Here is a 19,346-nt window from a genome sequence, read left to right on the forward strand (position 1 = left end):
CGACCGGGGCGGGGCAAGTGGCTTGCCCGCCCCTTGGCATCGACTTATTGAGCCGTCGCTGCAGGTGCCGGTGCCGCTGCCGGTGCCGGTGCCGCTGCTGGCGCAGGCGCAGGTGCGGACTCTGGCGCAGCCGGCACAGCGGCCGGTGCCGCGCCGTACTGCCAGCCGGCGGGCAGCAGGCCATCGATCCAGTGCAGGCGCCAGGCCATCAGCGCCAGCAAGGCCACCACGGCCAGCGCCACCAGGGTGTTGCGCAGGCCATTGCCTTCCGCATAGGGATCGCCCGCCGTGCGCCGTGCGCCCACCGGCACCTTGGCGGTCTGCGACAGGCTGCGGCCCAGCGGCAGGTTGATGCGCATGCGGCCGTTGATGGCCCAGCCGCTGGCGTCCAGGATGGGACCCAGGCTGCGCTGGCGCAGCTTGAGCCAGGCAATCATCATGCTGGGCCCGGAGATGGCGGCAATGAGGCCGACCAGGGCCACGGGAATCCAGGGCCCCAGGTCGATGAACTTGCCGAAGATGCCCACCAGCACGGCGCTGATGGAGCCCAGGGCCACGCCCAGGGCGGCCACGGTGCCCACATCGGTCTTGCGCGGGGCGGCCGCAGCCGTGGCGGCTGTGGCGTTGGCCGCAGCGGTGCCGGGCGCCGTGACCAGCTGGCCGGCCTGCGTGCCCAGGCTGGCAGTCACGCCCTCTTCCTTGGCCGAGGCGCGCTTGGCCACCTGTTCCTCCACCATGCGCAGGAATTTCTTGTAGGGCAGGAAGAAGGCCTGGCCGATGCTGGTGGGGTTCTCGATGAGCTTGACGATGGTGGCGTCCCAGTCGTTGCCTGCGCGGTCATAGAACACGCCGTTGCGGCCCACGAAGAGAAAGTCCACATCGCCCGCCGTGAAGGCCGCGACGATGGCTTTCTTCTTGCCCTCGCGCCGGAGCTCGCAGTAGGCCAGGCAGGTCTTGGCACGGCCGGCCAGCGCGGCATGGGCAGCCGTGTCGCTCACTTCCACGGTCAGGTCGCAGCTGCGCGCATCCAGGTAGAGCGTGCCGGCCTGGAAGGCCGCGCCCTCGCGCCGGTAAAAGAGGCTGAACGAGACGAAGTTGTTGAGCAGCGCCAGCAGGTCGCGCTGCAGGCGGATGAGCTTTTCCAGCGCCACGGCCTGCAGGCTGTGTTCCTTCTCGGACTCGTCCTGGGCGATGAGGTCCAGCAGCGCGGCTTCCTGCCCGCCGTCCAGCAGCGCCTGCACCTCCTGTTGAGACAGGGCATCGAGCGGCGTGGCGGGCCGGGCCGCCAGCCATTGGCGGCAGGGCTGCAGGGCGGCCTTGACCTGTTCCCACTGCGCGGCGGTGATCTCCTGCAGGTCTTCGCCCAGCACGGGCTGCACGGCCTGCTCGCGCAGCGCCTGCAGCGCGCCGGCCCATGCGGGGTTGACGCCCTGGGCCAGCGGCAGCGCGCGATCGGCCGCCACGGCGGCCAGCGGCAGCGCGGCAATGGCCTGGGCGCCGCTGTCCAGCACTTCGCGGCCCAGGGCGGCATAGCCCTCCACGGAGGGGTTGAGCGGGTCCTGCGCGCGCGTGTCGAAGGCGGCCAGGCGTGTGCGTGCGAAGAAGTCGTCCACCTTGGCCTGCACCGCGTCCACGGCGCGGGCGGCGGCCAGGGCCTTGTCGCGCTCGGCAATGCCGCAGCCCAGGGCCTCGGCGCCCGCATGCCAGTCGCGCAGTGCGCGCAGGTCCGCATAGAAAGCCTCTGCCTGCTGGCGCGCGATGCCGGCCACGCCGTCGGCGCCGGCAGTGGTGCCGTAGGCCTTGCCAATGCGTTCGATCAGCTCGGCCAGTGCCTTGTCGCCCTCGGCCGTGGCGGGGCTGACGATGCCATCGCCATTGAAGCGCATGGCCGCCAGGGAGGCCAGGCGCTCGCGCACCTGGCCCAGACTCAGCGCGGCGCCGCCGGCCTGACCGGACAGGGCCAGCATGCGCTCGGCCTCGGCATGCAGCAAGGCGCCCTGCTCGCTGTCGCGCTCCAGGCTGGACAGTTGCAGGACGTCGCCGCCATCGGCCAGCACCTGGGGGTCACGCACGCGCGCCACGGCCCATTGGCAGGCGGCGATCAGTTCGGGCGGGCGGATGCGGCCGTCCTTGTCTTCGTCGATCAGGTCCAGCGTGTCGCTGTCGAACTCGATGCCGCGCGTGGGGCAGGCCAGGGCCACCCACAGCTTCTGGTCCAGCTCGCCGATGTGCGCAATGTCCTGCCCGGTGCGGATGACCACCTGGTCCACTCCACCGGCGCGAAAAAACTCCCAAGCATGTTGCTGCTGCATGAAATACCCAACGGCCGCTCTGGCCAACGTTCGAAAAACGGAAAAAGGGCCGCAGTTTAAAAGTCATTCGGCCTGGTCAATTGAAGACATTTGTCAACGACGGGCGTCAGTGCAGGCTGTCAGGGCTATTGCTTTGTGCAAAAATAAAAGCACTGAATAGATACTTTATTGCCTTCATGCCCTCCAACTCCACCGCGTCGGCCCCTCAACAAGGCCGGGACAAGCTGCACCTGCAGCTGGCGCGGCTGTTCCGCAGCAAGGTGTCCACGGGCGCCTGGCCCGTAGGCAGCGCCATTCCCACGGTGCAGGAGCTGCAGGCGCTGCATGGCGTGTCGCGCACCACGGTGCGCATGGCGCTGGGCGCCCTGGTGGCAGAGGGCCTGCTGCTCACGCGCAAGCGCGGCGGCACGCGGGTGATTGCGGCGCCCTACAAGCCGCCGTCCTTTCTGCTGCCCACCAGCTGGAAGGAGCTGGTGGCCTTTGGCGCCCACATCGGCCAGATCACCCTGCACACCGGGCGGGACTGCCTGCCGCCGATTCCCGAAGGCTTCCCCGACGTGGGCCGCATGGCCCCCGCCTACGTGCACCTGCTGCGCGTGTACGACCATGACGCGGCGCGGTTTTGCCTGTCGCAGCTGTACCTGGAGCAGGAACTGTTCCCCGAGATCGAGGCCCAGCTGCAGCGCAGCTCCCTGGCCGTGGCCCTGAGCAGCGACCCCTCGCGCATTGCCGTGGCGCGCCAGCACCTGAGCGTGGCGCCGGCCGACGAACTGGCCGCCGAGCACCTGGGCGTGGCCCTGGGCACGCCGCTGATGCAGGCGCTGCGCTGGGCCTGCAATGCCGACGGGCTGCTGATCTACTGGGCGCGGGTGCGCTTTCTCAGCGAGTACGTGCATATGGAAATGGATCTCCTGAAATGAACCCCACCCCCTCCACCCCGGCCAGCCGCCCGCATGCGGGCCGCGTGGCCTGGATCACCGGCTCGACCAGCGGCATCGGCCTGGCCGTGGCGCGCCATCTGGCCAGCGAGGGCGCGGCCATCGCGCTGCATGGCCAGGCCGCCGCTTCTGCCGAGACCGATGCGCTGGTGCGCGAAATCGCCCAAACGCATGGCGTGCCGGTGCGCCACTACGGGCTGGACCTGCGCGACGGCAGCGCCATCGCCCCGCTGGCGCAGCGCATTGCGGCCGAGATGGGCGCCATCGACATCCTGGTCAACAACGCAGGCATGCAGCATGTGAGCCCGCTGCTCGAATTCCCGGCCGGCAAGTGGGACGAGCTGCTGGCCGTCAACCTGTCGGCGCCCTTCCACGCCATCCAGGCCTGCGCGCCGCAGATGCTGGAGCGCGGCTGGGGCCGCATCATCAATATCGCCTCGGTCAGCGGGCTGGTGGGCGTGGCGCGCAAGCCGGCCTATGTGGCCAGCAAGCACGGGCTGATCGGCCTGACCAAGTCGGTGGCGCTGGAGTTCGCCACCACGCCCGTGACCTGCAACGCCATCTGCCCGGGCTGGGTGCTGACGCCGCTGGTGCAACGGCAGATCGATGCGCTGGCCGCGCGCGAGGGGCTGGATGCCGACGCGGCGGCCCGCCAGCTGCTGGGCGCCAAGCAGCCCTCCCAGGCCTTCGTGACCGTGGAGCAGGTGGCGGCGCTGGCCGGTTTCCTGGCCAGCGAGCAGGCCGCCCAGGTGCGCGGCGCACACTGGAACATGGACGGCGGCTTTGCCGCCGCCTGACCTCGCCACGCCTCGCCCTGCCCCGCCAAACCCCTTTTCATACCAACGACAGACAAACCCAACCAGGAGAGACAGATGTCCTTGAACGAAACCCATGACGCAGGCCTGCGCAGCTGGGTGGCCTCGGCCAACACCGGCGCCAGCGACTTCCCCATCCAGAACCTGCCGTTTGCGGTGTTCCGCCGCGCAGGCAGCCAGGAGGCCTGGCGCGGCGGCGTGGCCATCGGCGACCAGGTGCTGGACTTGGCGCGCGCCAGCGCCCTCAAGGCCCTGGGCGATGCCGTGCAGCCGCAGCTGGAGGCCGCTTCGCAACAGCACCTGAACGGCTTCATGGCCATGGGACCGGCCGCCTGGTCGGCCCTGCGTCTGGCGCTGTCGCGCGCGCTGCGCGAAGGCGCTGCCGCACAGGCGGCACTGCAGGATTGCCTGGTGGCCCAGTCCGACGTGGAATACACGGTGCCGGCCCAGGTCGGCGACTACACGGACTTCTACACCTCGGTGCACCACGCCACCAACGTCGGCAAGCTGTTCCGCCCGGACAACCCGCTGATGGAGAACTACAAGTGGGTGCCGATTGGCTACCACGGCCGCGCCTCCAGCCTGCGCGTGTCGGGCGTGGACTTCCGCCGCCCCATGGGCCAGCTGAAGGCGCCCGACGCCGCCGCGCCCGCACTCAAGCCCTGCGCACGCCTGGACTATGAGCTGGAGATGGGCATCTACACCGGCGCCGGCAACGCCTGGGGCGAGGCGATTTCCATGGACGAGGCCGAACACCACATCTTCGGCCTGTGCCTGCTCAACGACTGGTCGGCGCGCGACATCCAGGCCTGGGAATACCAGCCGCTGGGCCCCTTCCTGTCGAAGAACTTCGCCACCACGGTCTCGCCCTGGATCGTGACGCTGGAGGCGCTGGAGCCCTATCGCACGGCGTTCACGCGGCCCGCCGCAGATCCCCAGCCCCTGCCCTACCTCAGCTCGCCCGCCAATTCCGAGCGCGGCGCGTTCGACGTGCAGCTGAGCGTGGCGCTGGAGACCGGCCGCATGCGCGCCGAAGGCCAGGCCGCCCAGCAGATCACCCACACCAGCTACCGCCACGCCTACTGGACCATGGCCCAGCTGGTGGCCCACCACAGCGTCAACGGCTGCGACCTGCAGCCCGGTGACCTGCTGGGCACGGGCACGCTGTCCGGCCCCACCTCCAGCGAGGCCGGCGCTCTGCTGGAGCTGACCGAAGGCGGCAAGAAGCCCGTGGCGCTGGCCAATGGCGAGAGCCGCACCTTCCTGCAGGATGGCGATGCCGTGATCCTGCGCGGCTGGTGCGAGAAGCCGGGCGCCGCGCGCATCGGCTTCGGCGAGTGCCGCGCCACGGTGCTGCCAGCGCGCCAGGGCTGACAGCAGCCTCCAATCGATCGGGCGCGATGGATTCGCCCGATCGATAGCCACGAATGTCGTGATTCCGACAGCCACGAGTGCATGACACAATTGCTGACATGCCCGCCCCATCGGAAGAAGCCCTCTCAGCACCTCCCGCCACCATCGACTTCGGAAGGCAGGCGGCCCCTGCACGGCAGGAGCCCGCCTTTGCCGAGCCCGGCACCGCCAAGAGCCCCAGCAAGCTGCCGCCCTCGATCGCCAGCGCCTTCGCCGCCGCAGCCTATGCGCTGCAGCACGGCGATGACGGCCCGGCCGCCGACGAACGGGCGGCCCCCGGCGCAAGTTCCGGCACGAATTCCGGCACGACCAGCTTCACCGGTGGCCAGGGTGCAGGCCTGATGCCCGGCCTGTACGCCAGCCTGATTGGCGAGCCCTCGCGCGACTACTACCTGCGGCTGTTCGAGCGCTTCGACGCGCTGGGCAAGCCCCTGCCCACCTGGAACCTGGCCGCAGGCCTGTTCACCCTGCCCTGGTGCGGGCTGCGCGGGCTGTGGCAAGAGGGCGGCCTCTACGCGCTGGCCGCCGGCGGCACGGGCCTGGTCTGGGGCCTGCTGCTGCGCCCCGCGCTGGGCCTGCCCCCGGCCATTGCCCACGGCATCGATGCCACGCTGGTGCTGATGGCGATTGCCATTCCCGGCCTGGGCGCCAATGCCCTGTACTGGCACCATGTGCGCCGCCTCACACTGCAAGCCATTGGCGAGGCTCCCAACATGGCCGCAGCGCACGAACGCCTGGCCCGCCGCGCGGCCACGCCCCTACGCAAGCGCCTGGCCGTGGCGGCCGGTGCGGTGCTTGCCGCCGCTGCCGGTGCAGGCATCTGGGCGCTGTCGGGCATGCCACATTTCATGGCGGCACAGACCGAGGTGATTCCGTCCGAAGCCATGCCGGCCGCTGCACCAGTTTCGCCAGCTGCACCAGCCGTGGCGCCAACGCCCGCCGCAGCCGTAGCTGCCGTTGAAACGCCAAGGACGGAACCGGCGCCCACACCCGCCCCCACTCCCGCCCCCATACCCCAGCCGCAAGAGCCAGTCGCCCAGGCCGAGGCGCGCCCTGATCCGCAAGCGCCCTTGCCCGTTGCCGGCAGCACCGTCTCCGGCACGGTCGAACCCATGCCCGTAGTAGCAGCTGCCGGCGCTGCGGGTGCCGTCGCGGCCACTGCAGCGGCAGCCATTCCCGTCAAGGCCGCGTTGGTGCCAGCCAAAGCGCCTGCGCCTGCACCAGCGTCCGTACACACAGCCACTCCAGCGCCCGCCAAGCCCTCCAAGGTGGCGGCTGAAACCAAACCAGCCAAGCCTGCCAAGCCTGCCGAACCCGTCGCAAAGGCCCCGGCACCTGCCAAGCCTGCCTCGGCGGCTCTGGAGCCGGGCAACTACTACATCAACATCGGCGTGTTCTCTGAAGCCGCCAATGCCGGGCGCGTGGTGGAGCGGCTGGAGAAAGCCAAGCTGCCCACGCTCAGCCAGACCCTGCACAGCAACAAGGGCAATATCGTGCGCGTGCGCTCGGGCCCCTTTGCCAAGCAGCGCAGCGCCGATCAGGCGGCGGCCAGGATACGCGCCATGGGCCTGGAGGCCACGGTCTTCCACCACGCCCCCGCGGAAGGCCGCAGCGCGCGGCGGTGATGCCCTGGCAGCACCTTGGCAATGCCTTCGTGATGCCTTTGCTGCCGCCTGTTACTTCCGCATGCCAATGGCACCGCCCGAGCCCGGCTAAGGTATGCGGCGTTGTCCGAGGCGATGCGCCAGCGCCCGCCCTGATACTGCGCAGCACACACCCCCTGAATTGAGGAGACAGACCATGCCGACGATCACCACCCCAGCCCTGCACCGCCGCCTTGCCGCCCTGGCCCTGCTGGGCGCCACCACTCTGGTTGCGGGTTGCGCCGGCATGGGCAATCCTTTTGGCGGCAGCAGCGGCGGCGCGGCGCAACCGGCCCCGCGCCCCGTGCAGGTCTGCAATGCGGCATCGGCGCAGTCCTTCGTGGGCAAGAGCAATACCTCGGCCACGCTGGAGGCCGCCCGCAAGCAGTCGGGCGCTTACATGGCCCGCGTGCTGCGCGAAGGCCAGCCAACGACGATGGAGTTCAATCAGGAACGCCTGAACCTGGTGGTCGACGGCACAGGCCGCATCGTGGCCGTGCGCTGCGGCTGATCGCCGACCGATTGCGCGGTGGCGCTGGACGAAAAAAGGACGCCGAGGCGTCCTTTTTCAATGGTCGTTGGCCCGCTCACTCCGCCAGGAACAGCTCCTGCAGGTCGCTGAGGAAGTCAAAGCCCCGCTCCGTAGGCACCACCCGGCCCAGGTCGCGCGTGATCAGGCCCTTGGCCTGTGCTGCATCCAGCCCCTTGGCGATGGACGACAGCGGCAGGCCCGTGCGCTCCATGAAGTCCTGCAGCGCAAAGCCTTCGCGCAGGCGCAGCGCGTTGAGCATGTACTCGAAGGGCAGGTCGGCGCGGCGCACCTCGCCGTCCTGCGCCAGTGGCGCGCCGGCCAGGGCCTGGTCCATGTAGCGCGCGGGATCGCGAAAGCGCACCTGGCGCACGATGCGGTGCGCAAAGCTGAGCTTGCTGTGCGCCCCCGCGCCTATGCCCAGGTAGTCGCCGAACTGCCAGTAGTTGCGGTTGTGCCAGCACTGGTGGCCCTCGCGCGCATAGGCCGATATCTCGTAGCGCTGCATGCCTGCGGCAGCGGTGCGCGCGGTGATGCGGTCCAGCATGTCGTAGGCCAGGTCGTCCTCGGGGATGGCTGGCGGAAACTTGGCGAAATACGTATTGGGCTCGATGGTCAGGTGATAGACCGACAGGTGCGGCGGCGCGAAGGACATGGCCACGTCCAGGTCCCGCGCCAGGTCCAGTTCGGTCTGGCCGGGCAGCGCGTACATCAGGTCGATGTTGAAGGTCTCGAAGCTGTCGGCCGCCTCGCGCACGGCCGCACGCGCCTGGGCGCCGTCGTGCACGCGGCCCACGGCCTGTAGCAGGCGGTCGTCAAAGCTCTGCACGCCAATGGACAGCCGCGTGACACCGGCCGCGCGGAAGGCGCGGAAGCGGTCGGTCTCGAAGGTGCCGGGGTTGGCCTCCATGGTGATCTCGCAGTCGGCCTCCATGCGCAGGCGCGCGCGGATGGCGGCCAGCAGCCGGTCGATGGACTCGGGCGCGAACAGGCTGGGCGTGCCGCCGCCGATGAAGATGCTGTGCACGGTGCGGCCCCAGATCAGCGGCAGCGCGCTCTCCAGGTCGGCGACCAGGGCGTCGACGTAGCGGTCTTCCGGCAGCTCGGGGCCGTCGCGGCCGTGCTCGTGCGAGTTGAAGTCGCAGTACGGGCACTTGCGAATGCACCAGGGCAGGTGCACATACAGCGACAGCGGCGGCAGGCTGCCCAGCTGCAGCGTGCCGGGGCGCATGTAGTGCTGGATGTCGCGCTGCACGGCGGCCTGGGCGCCGGAGGCCGCATCCTGGGGCTGGATGGGAATCATCGCACCCAGCGCTCGCGCACGAGTTCGATCATCTGCAGCGTGGCGCGGCCGCGGTGGCTGTGCGCGTGCTTCACGGCCGGGTCCATCTCGGCGAAGGTCTGGCCCAGCTCGGGGATGTACATCACGGGGTCGAAGCCGAAGCCCTGCGTGCCACGGCGCTCGGTGGTGATCTCGCCCTGCACACGGCCCATGGCGATCAGCGGTTCGGGATCCTTTGCGCTGCGCACGCCCACCAGGGTGCTGACCATGGCGGCGCGGCGGTCGGCCACGCCCTGCATCTGCTCCAGCAGCGCGCGCACGTTGTTGTCGTCGCTTTTCTCGTAGCCGAACTGCGTGCAGTAGTAGGCCGTATCCACGCCCGGCAGCCCGCCGAAGTGCGAGACGCACATGCCGGCGTCGTCGGCAATGGCGGGCAGGCCCGTGCGCTCGGCCGCGAAGCGGGCCTTGGCCAGCGCGTTCTCCACAAAGGTGCAATGCGGCTCGGGCGCCTCGCCCTCGAACAGGTCGCCCTGGCGGATCAGCTCCACCCCCAGCGGGGCGAACATGGCTTGCAGCTCGGCGAGCTTGCCGCGGTTGTTGGAGGCCAACACAATCTTCATCGTAGAAATCCAGTCGGGCGCCCGTGCGCCCTTTGTCGTCAATAGGTTCGGTAGTCCATGCGCGCCAACGGCACCGCTGCCGCGGGCCGGCAGCGGCGGTCAGCGCTTGAACTGGCGCTCGGCCGAGCGGCGTATCGCTTCGTTGATCTCGGCGATGGAGCGCTCGATGGCCGCGTCGTCGAGCTCATCTTCCAGGTCTTCGATTGCCCCGCCCTGGATCGTGGATTCAAACGCGTCGTTCTCGATGTCCTGGGTGGAGATGCCCATGGTGGACTCGAAGGCGTCTGGCGTCTCCCACTCCATGGCAATGGCCGTGACGTTGTCGCTGGCATCGCCCGCATTGCGCAGCGCCGTATCGACCAGCTGGGGAATGGCCTGGGACACGGTGCGGCCGTGCAGGGTGCGCAGCAGGTGCCCTTCGTCCACGCTGCCCCACAGACCGTCGGAGCACAGCAGCAGCTTGTCGCCCTGCTCCAGCCGGCGCGGCTCGGTCACGTCGTAGATGGGCTTGGACGGAGAGCCCAGGCAGGTGAACAGCACGTTGCGGCTCGATGTCTTGAGCTGGGCCGCGATCTCGCCCATCTCCAGATAGGAGTGATCGCGCGTGCGCACCAGCAGCTCGCCGCCGCGCACCAGGTACAGGCGCGAGTCGCCGCAATGGATCCAGGTGATCTTGCCCTTCTGGATGACGGCGGCGACCAGCGTGGTGCGCGGCGTGTCGATCATTCCCTTGGCGCTGGCATAGCGCAGGATCTGCCGGTGCGCGTGCAGCAGCGCATCGACCAGAAAGCCCTGCGGATCTTCGAGCAGCGGCTTGGCCTGGCGCTGGAAATGCACGGACATCACCTGCAGCGCCAGCTGCGCGGCGACCTCGCCTTCGGGATGGCCGCCCATGCCGTCGGCCAGCACGAAGAGCACGGCTTCCCGCGTGTAGCAGTAACCCATGCGGTCTTCATTGAGCGCACGGCCGCCGCGGCGGCTCAGCTGGAATACCGAAAACCTCATGGCTTGCGCTCCTGGCCCACGGCTGGCAGGCCCGCTGCGCCGCTGATCTTTTGCATGTTCTTCTTGGCGTCGGTCACCAGCGTGTCCAGCTGCAGGCGCATGCGCTCGGAGACGCTGAGCTTGGTGTAGCGGCGCTCGCCTTCGCGGCTCAATTCCTTTTGCAGCGCAAACACCGACTGCGGACGCGATCCCGGGTCCACGGCCATGCACCACTCGACCACCTCGATGAGGTTGTCCGAATACACGCCGCGCAGCTTGGTCAGCGCCAGCGTGAGCCGGTCCTTGTCCTGGCGCTGCGGCGCCTCGTTGGGCGGAAATCCCTGCATGCAGGCATAGATGCAGGCGCCGATGGCGTAGATGTCGGTCCAGGGCCCCAGCGATGCGTCGCGGCGGTACATCTCGGGCGCGGCAAAGCCCGGCGTGTACATGGGGCGGATGAAGTTGCCTTCCTTGGACAGCACCTCGCGCGCCGCGCCGAAGTCGATCATCACGGCACGGTCGTCATTGGTGATGAAGATGTTGGCCGGCTTGATGTCCAGGTGCAGCATCTTGTGCTGGTGCACGATGCGCAGGCCGCGCAGCACCTCGTCGAACAGCGAGCGAATGGTCGATTCGCGGAACACCTTCTCGGCCTTGAGCTCGCGCGCGGTGACGACGAAGTCCTGCAGGGTGGCACCCTCCAGGTAGTTCATCACCATGTAGACGGTTTCGTTCTCGCGAAAGAAATTGAGCACGCTGACCACGGAAGCGTGCGAGATCTGCGCCAGTGAACGCCCTTCCTCGAAGAAGCTCTTGAGGCCCAGGCGGTACAGCGAAAGTTTTTCGGGCGCCACGGCGGGCTGCAGCTCTCCGGGGGCACGGGTGGCCAGCGAGGCGGGCAGGTATTCCTTGATCGCGACCTGCTTGCCCTCTGCATCCAAGGCCAGGTAAACGACGCCGAAACCGCCGGAAGCAAGCCTGCGCACCACCCGATAGCCGCCGATCGTGCTGCCTGGCGGCAATGGCGCCGGCTTGATCTTGGAAGACATTTTTCTCCGGTGAGTCTCAGGGATGGGGCGAAACCCGGATAATCGGGCAATTGCAAGCATCCATCAAAAGTCCAATGCCAGTTTACAGCATGACCGGATACGCCAGTGCCCAGCACGGCGCGTCCGAAGAAGATGGTGGAGCGTCGGGCCGCAACAGCCGGCTCGGTCTGGAGATCCGCTCGGTCAACAGCCGCTTCCTGGATCTTTCGTTCCGCCTGCCCGACGAACTGCGCGCGCATGAGCCAGCCTTGCGGGCCCTTTTGACCGCCCGCCTCAAGCGCGGCAAGGTCGAGGTGCGCGCCGCCATCGACAACGACGACGGCAACTCCCTGCCCGACCCCTCCACCGCCATGCTGCAGCGCCTGGCCATGCTCCAGGACACTGTCCAGTCCTGGCTGCCCGACGCCCGCAGCCTGTCCGTCTCCGACGCCCTGCGCCTGGCCAGCGGCAGCGGCAACTCGGCCGTTGACTGGAGCAGCGTGCTGCCCACGCTGGCAGAGCAGGCCCTGACCGAACTGCTGGAGGCCCGCGCCCGCGAAGGCAAGCGCCTGGCCACCATGCTGCTGGACCGCATCGCGCAGCTGCGCAAGCTCGCGGCAGATGCCACGCCCCTGGTGCCCCAGCTCGTGGAGCAGCAGCGCCTGCGCTTCATGGAGCGCTGGAAGGAAGCGATGGCCCTGGCCGAAGGCGCCGTGGCGCCCGAAGCCGCCCAGGACCGCGCCCTGACCGAGGCCACGGCCTTTGCCATCCGCATCGACGTGGCCGAGGAAGTCACCCGCCTGGACTCGCACCTGGACGAGATCCAGAGCCTGCTCAAGAAGGGCGGCGAGATCGGCAAGCGCCTGGATTTCCTGATCCAGGAACTGCACCGCGAAGCCAATACGCTGGGCTCCAAGTCCGCCACGCTGGAGCTGACCCGCATCAGCGTGGACATGAAGGTGCTGATCGAGCAGATGCGCGAGCAGGTGCAGAACATCGAATAAGCCCATCACAGATCCCCATGCGTAACCAAACTGCGCACAAATCCATGGATTACCCCGGAAACCTCTTTGTCGTCTCGGCCCCCAGCGGGGCCGGCAAGTCCAGCCTGGTGCGCGCGCTGCGCGAGTTCGATGCGCGCGTCTCCCCTTCCGTCTCCCACACCACGCGCGCGCCGCGTGGCCAGGAAAAGCACGGCCGCGAGTACTACTTCGTCTCCGACCAGGAGTTCGACGCCATGGTGTCGAACAACGCCTTCGTCGAATGGGCGAACGTGCACAGCCGCCGCTACGGCACGGCCAAGAAGGCGCTGGAAGAGCGCATCCAGGTCGGCACCGACGTGCTGCTGGAGATCGACTACCAGGGCGCACTGCAGGTCAAGCAAGCGTTTCCGAACGCCGTGCTGATCTTCATCCTGCCCCCCAGCTGGGACGAGCTGCGTGCCCGCCTGGAAAACCGGGGCGAGGACGCGCCCGAGGTGATCGAGCTGCGCCTGAAGAACGCGGCCGAGGAGATGGCCCAGGTGGCGAAATTCGACTTCGTTATAATCAACGAATTGTTCGAGAGCGCACTGTTTGATCTCAAGACGATCATCCACGCCCAGCGCCTCAAGTATGCGGCTCAGCGCAGCCGCCGCGCAGAGACCTTCGAGTCTCTCAATATTTCTGAACCCAACTGACGTTTCCCGGAGATCCTGATGGCACGCATCACTGTTGAAGACTGCCTGGAGCAGATCCCTAACCGCTTCCAGCTCGTGTTGGCCGCCACTTACCGCGCACGCATGCTGAGCCAGGGTCACACCCCCAAGATCGAAACCAAGAACAAGCCCGGCGTCACCGCGCTGCGCGAGATCGCCGAAGGCAAGGTCGGCATCGAGATGCTGAAGAAGGTTCCGGGCTGATTTGCTGCAAAGCAACACAATGGCCCCACAAAGAGCACCGCACAGCGGTGCTTTTTTTACATGAAGCCTGCACAAACCAGCATGCACGCTACATTTAAGTCATGAAAGCGGCCTTGACTTCGTTCACAGCCCCCTCTGATCCCGTACCGCTACCCCGGCCCGAGCGCATGTCTGCAGAGCAGGCAACCGCCGTGTCGGCCAATGCCTTTGCCGGACTGATGGAGCACCTGGGATACCTGGATGCCACCAGCATCGAGCAGGTGCGCGAAGCCTATGCCTTCGCCGACCAGGCCCACAGCGACCAGTGGCGCAGCAGCGGCGAACCCTATATCACCCATCCCATCGCGGTCACGGCGCTGTGCGCGAGCTGGAAGCTCGACGCCCCGGCCCTGATGGCCGCGCTGCTGCACGATGCGATGGAAGACTGCGGCGTCACCAAGGCCGATCTCGCCCAGCGCTTCGGCCAGGACGTGGCCGAGCTGGTCGACGGCCTCACGAAGCTGGACAAGCTGCAGTTCAACACGCGCGAAGAGAACCAGGCGGAATCCTTCCGCAAGATGCTGCTGGCCATGGCGCGCGATGTGCGCGTGATCCTGATCAAGCTGGCCGACCGCACCCACAACATGCGCACCATGGGCGACATGCCGCGCAGCAAGTGGGGCCGCATCTCCTCGGAAACGCTGGAGATCTACGCACCCATCGCCCACCGCCTGGGGCTGAACCAGACCTACCGCGAGCTGCAGGACCTAGCCTTCCGCCACCTGCATCCCTGGCGCTACGCCACGCTGGAAAAAGCCATCGCCCGCTCGCGCAAGCGACGCCGCGACCTGGTCCAGCGCGTGCAGGACGAGGTCAATGCCGAGTTCGCCGGCGCGGGGCTGCAGGCCCGCCTTGCCGGCCGCGAAAGCACGCTGTATTCGCTCTATCTGCGCATGGAGAAGAACCAGCTGAGCTTTGCCAAGGTGACGGACATCTACGGCTTTCGCATCATCTTGCCGCGTGTGATCGATTGCTACACGGCGCTGGGCGTGCTGCACCAGATGTACAAGCCCATGCCGGGCCGCTTCAAGGACTACATCGCCATTGCCAAGAACAATGGCTACCAGTCGCTGCACACCACGCTGGTGGGTCCCTCGGGCGTGAACATCGAGTTCCAGATCCGCACCGAGGAAATGCACATCGTCGCCGAGGCCGGCGTGGCCGCCCATTGGCTCTACAAGGCCCAGCCCGGCCACGATTCCGAGCAGCTGGGCACGCAGTGGCTCCAATCGCTGCTGGACATCCAGAACGAGACGCGCGATGCCGCCGAGTTCTGGGACCACGTCAAGGTGGACCTGTTCCCCGACGCCGTCTACGTGTTCACGCCCAAGAGCGAGATCATGGCCATGCCGCGCGGCGCCACCGTGGTGGACTTCGCCTATGCGATCCACAGCAAGGTCGGCAACCACATGACCGCCGCGCGCATCAACAACGAGGAAGTGCCGCTGCGCACCGAACTCAAGAGTGGCGACGTGGTGCAGATCGTCACCTCCGAAGACGCCACGCCCAACCCGGCCTGGCTGGGCTTCGTCAAGACCGGCCGCGCGCGCTCCAAGATCCGCCATTACCTGAAGTCGGCCGCGCAAAGCGAATCGGCACGCCTGGGCGAGAACCTGCTGGCCCAGGCCATGCGCGCCGAAGGCATGGACGCCGTGCCGCCGGCCGATGAAGCCAACCAGGCGCTGTGGGACGAAGTGCTGCGCATGGCAGGCAGCCGCAGCCGCGCCGACCTGATGGTGGACATCGGCATGGGCCGGCGCATTGCATCGCTGGTGGCCTCGCGCCTGACGGCGCTGATGGCGCGCCACGGCCACCGGCCCGACGCCCTGCTGCTCACGCGCGAACGCTTCAATGCCAGCAACCGGCCCTTCCAGGGCGCCGTGCTGCTGGACGGCTCCAACCAGGGCTCCATCCACTACGCGCAGTGCTGCCGGCCCGTGCCGGGCGACGCCATCGTGGGCTATCTGGGCAGCGGCGAAGGCCTGATCGTGCACCACGCGCAATGCAAGATCGCACAGCGCCTGCAGGAAAAGGACAGCGACCGCTTCATCGTCGTGGAATGGGCAGATGACATCGATGCCGCGCGCCTTTTCGAGGCCCGCATCGTCGTCACCGTCAACAACGGCAAGGGCGTGCTCGCCCGCGTGGCAGCCGAGCTGGCCGGCGCCGAAGTGGACATCCTGCGCGTGGACATGGCCGACGAGGCCGCCATGAGCACCACGGACCTGTGCTTCGTGATCTCGGTGCACGACAACCAGCAGGTGGAGTCCGCGCTGCGCAACCTGCGCCGCGTGCATTCGGTGGTGCGCGCATCGCGCGTCATTCCCTGACCCCGGCCCTGCGGGCCGATCTCGTCTCTACAGGCCCTGCACCAGTTGCTGAAGCAGCTGGCCGCAGTCGTGTTCGAACTTGCAGGCCAGCAGATCTTCGGCCCGCATGCGGCCCTGGTTGACCGCCACCACCGGCTTGCCCTGGGCCACGGCCTCGTGCACGAAGCGCAGGCCCGAATACACCATCAGCGACGAGCCCACGACCAGCAGGCCCTGCGCATGCCCGAGCGCGGCCCGCACCGCCGCCACTCGCTCGCGCGGCACGCCCTCGCCGTAGAACACCACATCGGGCTTGAGCACGCCACCGCAGTGCGGGCAGGCCGGCACGTCGAAGCGGCTGAAGTCGCGCCCCTCCAGGTCGGCATCGCCGTCGGGCGCGGCCTGGGCGCTCAGGCCGGCCCAGCCGGGGTTGCGCTGCAGCAGCATGGCCTGCAGCGAGGCGCGCTCCATGCCGGCGCCACAACCCATGCAGCGCACGGCGGCAATGCGGCCGTGCAGGTCGATGACACCCTCGCTGCCTGCCGCCGTATGCAGGCCATCCACGTTCTGGGTGACCAGGCCGGCCATCCATCCGCGCTGCTGCAGCAGCGCCAGCGCCTCATGGGCCGGGCCGGGCCGGGCCTGTGCCATCACGGGCCAGCCCAGCAGGCTGCGCGCCCAATAGCGCTGGCGCGTGGCATGGCTGCCCATGAAGGCCTGCAGCGTCACGGGCTGGGGCCGCTTCCACTGCCCCGCCGCATCGCGGTAGTCCGGAATGCCCGAGCCTGTGCTGCAACCTGCGCCCGTCAGCACCAGCCAGCGCTGACCAGGGCGCAGCAGGGCACGCAGCGCCTGCGCGGCATCCTGCACAGGCGGGGAAAGGGAGGGCGATGGTGCAGCAGTCATGGGAGCACAGCATAGCGATCCATGGATGGCTTGGTGCGGAAACACCGTGTTGCATTCAGCGCCAGGGCGCAGCGGAGACAATGGCTGCATGCCCCACGCACATGCCACCGCCCCCGTCCCCAGCAACGCCAACGGCCCCCACAGGCTGACCCGCGCCGGACTGGCCACCGCCCTGACTGCCGCTCTGCTGGCCGGCTGCGCCTCCCGACCTGCGCCCACGCCGGTGCCAGCGCCAGCTTCCGCTGCGGCAAACTCCACGGCTGCGGCCGCCCCTGCCGCCCCTGCCGCAGCGGCACAGGCCGGCCCGGCCGCAGCGCCTGCTGTCGAGGCAAGCGGTGCGCAAGAGGCGTCCCAGCAGGCCGAGGCCGCCAGCTTCGAGGCCTGGAAGCGGGACTTTGCGCGCAAGGCGCTGGAGGCCGGCATCTCCGCCAAGACCGTGAGCAGCGCGCTGGAGCCGGCCCGGCTGCAGCGGCGCGCGGTGCAGCTGGACCGCTCGCAGCCCGAGTTCACGCGCACGCCCTGGCAGTACCTGGACAGCGCCGTCTCGGCCCAGCGCATTGCCCAGGGCCGTGCCAAGCTGCGCGAAGCGGCTGCACCGCTGCAGGCGGCCAGCCAGCGCCATGGCGTGCCGGCCGAGGTGATCGCCGCCATCTGGGGCATGGAAAGCAATTACGGCAGCAACTTCGGCAACTTCCCCACCGTCGATGCGCTGGCCACCCTGGCCTTCGACGGCCGGCGCGCGGCCTGGGCTCAGAAGGAGTTGCTGGCCGCCCTGCGCATCATCGACAACGGCGACATCGACGCGGCCCACATGATCGGCTCCTGGGCCGGCGCCATGGGCCATACGCAGTTCCTGCCCTCGGTCTTCCTGGCCTATGCGGTGGATGCCGATGGCGATGGCCGCCGCGACATCTGGGGCAGCCTGCCCGATGTGACGGCCTCCACGGCGAACTACCTGGCCCATTCGGGCTGGAAGACGGGCGAGCCCTGGGCCGTCGAAGTGCGCCTGCCGGCAGGCTTTGACCATGCACGCGCCGAGACCAGCGTGCGCCAGGACAGCGCGCAATGGGCGGCCGAGGGCGTGCAGGCCGTGGACGGCTCCGCCCTGCCCGCCATGGCCAATGCCAGCGTGATCGCACCGGCCGGCGCGCGTGGCCCGGCCTTCATGGTGGGCGCCAACTTCCGCACCATCCTGCGCTACAACAACTCCGTGAATTACGCGCTGGGCGTGGGCCTGCTGTCGCAGCAGCTGGCCGGCGGCCCGGGCGTGCAGGCGGCCTGGCCACGCGATCTGGCACCGCTGTCGCGCGAGCAGTTGCGCGCCTTGCAGGCCGCGCTCAACGAACGGGGATTTTCAGCCGGCACGGCCGATGGCGTGATGGGCCCGGCCACGCGCGCGGGCCTGCGCCAGTTCCAGCAAAGCCAGGGCCTGGTGGCCGACGGCTATCCCACGCTGGAGCTGCTGCAGAAACTGCAGCCCTGAACGCTCACCCGGCGGCGCTGCCCGGCTCCGGGTAGGTGACGTCCAGCACTTCCAGCGTGCGCACACCTGCGGGGGTGGGCAGGGCCACCTCGTCGCCCACACGGGCCTTGAGCAGGGCGCGCGAGACGGGTGCGATCCAGCTGACCTGCTGGCGTGCGCTGTCGGCCTCGTCGATGCCCATGATGGTGATGGTGCGCTCCTCGCCTTCGTCATCGACGTAGGTGACGGTGGCGCCGAAGTAGATCTGCTCGCTGCCGGCATGCACGGAGGGATCGACCACCTCGGCGATCTCCAGCCGCTTGGTCAGGAAGCGGATGCGCCGGTCGATCTCGCGCAGGCGCTTCTTGCCGTACAGATAGTCGCCGTTCTCGGAGCGGTCTCCATTGCTGGCCGCCCAGTGCACGATCTCCACGATGCGCGGGCGCTCGTTGTCGATCAGGTCCAGCAGCTCGCCCTTGAGCCGCGCGAAGCCCTGGGGCGTGATGTAGTTCTTGCCGCCCGGCGGCAAGGGCGGCAGGCCGACTTCATCATCGTCGTCGCCGTCGGATTCCTTGGTGAAAGCCTTGCTCATAGGGAGCCGATCTTCACACAGATCACCGCAGCAGGCGAAGACGCCGCACAAACCTCGACACCAACTGAGCACAAACGAAAAAGCCTCAGAACTTTGCAGTTCTGAGGCTTGTCGTTTTGGTGCGGCTGGCAGGAATCGAACCCACGACCCCTTGGTTCGTAGCCAAGTACTCTATCCAGCTGAGCTACAGCCGCCAAGCTTCGAATTATAGCGTGCTTTTTGAACGCCTACGGAAAACCATGAAAATATCGAAAAATAACCGTTGACCAGTGCCTGAACCATGGCCACGGCCTCCGTGCGGGCGCCTGAAACGAAAAAGCCTCAGAACTTTGCAGTTCTGAGGCTTGTCGTTTTGGTGCGGCTGGCAGGAATCGAACCCACGACCCCTTGGTTCGTAGCCAAGTACTCTATCCAGCTGAGCTACAGCCGCCAAGACAACGATTGTATATCAATTTCCGGCCTCTCCGCAAAAATTGCAACCATCGCAAACTCCGGGCCCGTGGCGCACCGCGCTGGCCTATATTGGCCGGTCGCGGATGCAGGCCCTGCCCTGCACCTGCGCGGGAGACAAACA

The 19,346-nt window shown here is 68.1% G+C and carries 17 protein-coding genes and 2 tRNA genes; 10 read left to right on the forward strand and 9 right to left on the reverse strand.

The window, feature by feature from the left end:
• Positions 1-44: 44 nt before the first annotated feature.
• Positions 45-2,312 carry a hypothetical protein gene (locus ACRSCF_RS23305; RefSeq protein ID WP_034367752.1) on the reverse strand — a complete coding sequence of 756 codons (2,268 nt, stop codon included), beginning with the start codon at positions 2,310-2,312 and terminating at the stop codon, positions 45-47.
• 176 nt (positions 2,313-2,488) lie between these two features.
• Between ACRSCF_RS23305 and ACRSCF_RS23310 the strand changes: the two genes are divergently transcribed.
• The 5 genes from ACRSCF_RS23310 to ACRSCF_RS23330 all read left to right on the forward strand — a co-directional run bounded on the left by ACRSCF_RS23310 (position 2,489) and on the right by ACRSCF_RS23330 (position 7,632).
• Positions 2,489-3,232, forward strand: a complete 744-nt coding sequence (locus ACRSCF_RS23310) for a GntR family transcriptional regulator (protein WP_016450321.1) — start codon at positions 2,489-2,491, stop codon at positions 3,230-3,232.
• Positions 3,229-4,047 (forward strand): 3-hydroxybutyrate dehydrogenase, encoded by an 819-nt coding sequence (locus tag ACRSCF_RS23315; RefSeq protein ID WP_017407177.1) that lies wholly within the window; start codon positions 3,229-3,231, stop codon positions 4,045-4,047. The genes ACRSCF_RS23310 and ACRSCF_RS23315 overlap by 4 nt, the downstream gene beginning before the upstream one ends.
• A gap of 75 nt (positions 4,048-4,122) precedes the next feature.
• On the forward strand, positions 4,123-5,439 hold the full coding sequence (gene fahA, locus ACRSCF_RS23320) for a fumarylacetoacetase (protein ID WP_017407178.1): 1,317 nt from the start codon (positions 4,123-4,125) through the stop codon (positions 5,437-5,439).
• Between the two features lie 98 nt (positions 5,440-5,537).
• A complete protein-coding gene (locus ACRSCF_RS23325) occupies positions 5,538-7,103 on the forward strand; it encodes an SPOR domain-containing protein (protein WP_244386706.1) in 1,566 nt (521 codons plus the stop codon).
• A 175-nt stretch (positions 7,104-7,278) separates the two neighbouring features.
• Positions 7,279-7,632 carry an I78 family peptidase inhibitor gene (locus tag ACRSCF_RS23330; RefSeq protein WP_016454730.1) on the forward strand — a complete coding sequence of 118 codons (354 nt, stop codon included), beginning with the start codon at positions 7,279-7,281 and terminating at the stop codon, positions 7,630-7,632.
• Between the two features lie 76 nt (positions 7,633-7,708).
• Here ACRSCF_RS23330 and hemW read toward each other — a convergent pair whose 3' ends face one another.
• The 4 genes from hemW to ACRSCF_RS23350 all read right to left on the reverse strand — a co-directional run bounded on the left by hemW (position 7,709) and on the right by ACRSCF_RS23350 (position 11,585).
• Entirely contained in the window at positions 7,709-8,953 is a 1,245-nt protein-coding gene (gene hemW, locus ACRSCF_RS23335; RefSeq protein WP_034367749.1) for a radical SAM family heme chaperone HemW, read from the reverse strand.
• Positions 8,950-9,552 carry an RdgB/HAM1 family non-canonical purine NTP pyrophosphatase gene (gene rdgB / locus ACRSCF_RS23340; protein ID WP_034367744.1) on the reverse strand — a complete coding sequence of 201 codons (603 nt, stop codon included), beginning with the start codon at positions 9,550-9,552 and terminating at the stop codon, positions 8,950-8,952. Before rdgB ends, hemW begins: the two co-directional genes overlap by 4 nt.
• A gap of 99 nt (positions 9,553-9,651) precedes the next feature.
• The gene (locus tag ACRSCF_RS23345) at positions 9,652-10,557 is read right to left on the reverse strand and encodes a PP2C family protein-serine/threonine phosphatase (protein WP_016450314.1); all 906 of its coding nucleotides are present in this window, start codon (positions 10,555-10,557) and stop codon (positions 9,652-9,654) included.
• Entirely contained in the window at positions 10,554-11,585 is a 1,032-nt protein-coding gene (locus ACRSCF_RS23350; RefSeq protein ID WP_016450313.1) for a serine/threonine protein kinase, read from the reverse strand. Before ACRSCF_RS23350 ends, ACRSCF_RS23345 begins: the two co-directional genes overlap by 4 nt.
• A gap of 89 nt (positions 11,586-11,674) precedes the next feature.
• On the opposite strand from ACRSCF_RS23350, the gene ACRSCF_RS23355 reads away from it, so the two are divergent.
• The 4 genes from ACRSCF_RS23355 to ACRSCF_RS23370 all read left to right on the forward strand — a co-directional run bounded on the left by ACRSCF_RS23355 (position 11,675) and on the right by ACRSCF_RS23370 (position 15,833).
• The gene (locus ACRSCF_RS23355) at positions 11,675-12,568 is read left to right on the forward strand and encodes a YicC/YloC family endoribonuclease (RefSeq protein ID WP_017407182.1); all 894 of its coding nucleotides are present in this window, start codon (positions 11,675-11,677) and stop codon (positions 12,566-12,568) included.
• A gap of 44 nt (positions 12,569-12,612) precedes the next feature.
• Positions 12,613-13,242 carry a guanylate kinase gene (gene gmk, locus ACRSCF_RS23360; protein ID WP_016450311.1) on the forward strand — a complete coding sequence of 210 codons (630 nt, stop codon included), beginning with the start codon at positions 12,613-12,615 and terminating at the stop codon, positions 13,240-13,242.
• Between the two features lie 18 nt (positions 13,243-13,260).
• The gene (rpoZ, locus tag ACRSCF_RS23365; protein WP_016450310.1) at positions 13,261-13,464 is read left to right on the forward strand and encodes a DNA-directed RNA polymerase subunit omega; all 204 of its coding nucleotides are present in this window, start codon (positions 13,261-13,263) and stop codon (positions 13,462-13,464) included.
• A 101-nt stretch (positions 13,465-13,565) separates the two neighbouring features.
• Positions 13,566-15,833, forward strand: a complete 2,268-nt coding sequence (locus ACRSCF_RS23370; RefSeq protein ID WP_034367738.1) for a RelA/SpoT family protein — start codon at positions 13,566-13,568, stop codon at positions 15,831-15,833.
• 27 nt (positions 15,834-15,860) lie between these two features.
• Here ACRSCF_RS23370 and ACRSCF_RS23375 read toward each other — a convergent pair whose 3' ends face one another.
• On the reverse strand, positions 15,861-16,718 hold the full coding sequence (locus ACRSCF_RS23375) for an NAD-dependent protein deacetylase (protein WP_052151735.1): 858 nt from the start codon (positions 16,716-16,718) through the stop codon (positions 15,861-15,863).
• Between the two features lie 88 nt (positions 16,719-16,806).
• Between ACRSCF_RS23375 and ACRSCF_RS23380 the strand changes: the two genes are divergently transcribed.
• A complete protein-coding gene (locus ACRSCF_RS23380) occupies positions 16,807-18,201 on the forward strand; it encodes a lytic murein transglycosylase (protein WP_244387194.1) in 1,395 nt (464 codons plus the stop codon).
• Positions 18,202-18,205: 4 nt separating this feature from the next.
• Here ACRSCF_RS23380 and greB read toward each other — a convergent pair whose 3' ends face one another.
• From greB to ACRSCF_RS23395, 3 genes are all read right to left on the reverse strand, one after another.
• Positions 18,206-18,772: a transcription elongation factor GreB gene (gene greB, locus ACRSCF_RS23385; protein WP_016450306.1), complete on the reverse strand. Its 567-nt coding sequence runs from the start codon at positions 18,770-18,772 to the stop codon at positions 18,206-18,208.
• A gap of 117 nt (positions 18,773-18,889) precedes the next feature.
• A tRNA-Arg gene (locus ACRSCF_RS23390) sits at positions 18,890-18,966 on the reverse strand.
• A gap of 159 nt (positions 18,967-19,125) precedes the next feature.
• Positions 19,126-19,202, reverse strand: a tRNA-Arg gene (locus ACRSCF_RS23395).
• Positions 19,203-19,346: the final 144 nt, after the last annotated feature.

The organism is Delftia sp. 11MD (genome assembly GCF_050907895.1).
GTDB lineage: Bacteria > Pseudomonadota > Gammaproteobacteria > Burkholderiales > Burkholderiaceae_C > Comamonas > Comamonas tsuruhatensis.

Bases quoted from the DNA above. Each gene is read 5' to 3' on its own strand.
- ACRSCF_RS23305 (WP_034367752.1), bottom strand. From the start codon at position 2,312: ATGCAGCAGCAACATGCTTGGGAGTTTTTTCGCGCCGGTGGAGTGGAC.
- ACRSCF_RS23310 (WP_016450321.1), top strand. From the start codon at position 2,489: ATGCCCTCCAACTCCACCGCGTCGGCCCCTCAACAAGGCCGGGACAAG.
- ACRSCF_RS23315 (WP_017407177.1), top strand. From the start codon at position 3,229: ATGAACCCCACCCCCTCCACCCCGGCCAGCCGCCCGCATGCGGGCCGC.
- fahA (WP_017407178.1), top strand. From the start codon at position 4,123: ATGTCCTTGAACGAAACCCATGACGCAGGCCTGCGCAGCTGGGTGGCC.
- ACRSCF_RS23325 (WP_244386706.1), top strand. From the start codon at position 5,538: ATGCCCGCCCCATCGGAAGAAGCCCTCTCAGCACCTCCCGCCACCATC.
- ACRSCF_RS23330 (WP_016454730.1), top strand. From the start codon at position 7,279: ATGCCGACGATCACCACCCCAGCCCTGCACCGCCGCCTTGCCGCCCTG.
- hemW (WP_034367749.1), bottom strand. From the start codon at position 8,953: ATGATTCCCATCCAGCCCCAGGATGCGGCCTCCGGCGCCCAGGCCGCC.
- rdgB (WP_034367744.1), bottom strand. From the start codon at position 9,552: ATGAAGATTGTGTTGGCCTCCAACAACCGCGGCAAGCTCGCCGAGCTG.
- ACRSCF_RS23345 (WP_016450314.1), bottom strand. From the start codon at position 10,557: ATGAGGTTTTCGGTATTCCAGCTGAGCCGCCGCGGCGGCCGTGCGCTC.
- ACRSCF_RS23350 (WP_016450313.1), bottom strand. From the start codon at position 11,585: ATGTCTTCCAAGATCAAGCCGGCGCCATTGCCGCCAGGCAGCACGATC.
- ACRSCF_RS23355 (WP_017407182.1), top strand. From the start codon at position 11,675: ATGACCGGATACGCCAGTGCCCAGCACGGCGCGTCCGAAGAAGATGGT.
- gmk (WP_016450311.1), top strand. From the start codon at position 12,613: ATGGATTACCCCGGAAACCTCTTTGTCGTCTCGGCCCCCAGCGGGGCC.
- rpoZ (WP_016450310.1), top strand. From the start codon at position 13,261: ATGGCACGCATCACTGTTGAAGACTGCCTGGAGCAGATCCCTAACCGC.
- ACRSCF_RS23370 (WP_034367738.1), top strand. From the start codon at position 13,566: ATGAAAGCGGCCTTGACTTCGTTCACAGCCCCCTCTGATCCCGTACCG.
- ACRSCF_RS23375 (WP_052151735.1), bottom strand. From the start codon at position 16,718: ATGACTGCTGCACCATCGCCCTCCCTTTCCCCGCCTGTGCAGGATGCC.
- ACRSCF_RS23380 (WP_244387194.1), top strand. From the start codon at position 16,807: ATGCCCCACGCACATGCCACCGCCCCCGTCCCCAGCAACGCCAACGGC.
- greB (WP_016450306.1), bottom strand. From the start codon at position 18,772: ATGAGCAAGGCTTTCACCAAGGAATCCGACGGCGACGACGATGATGAA.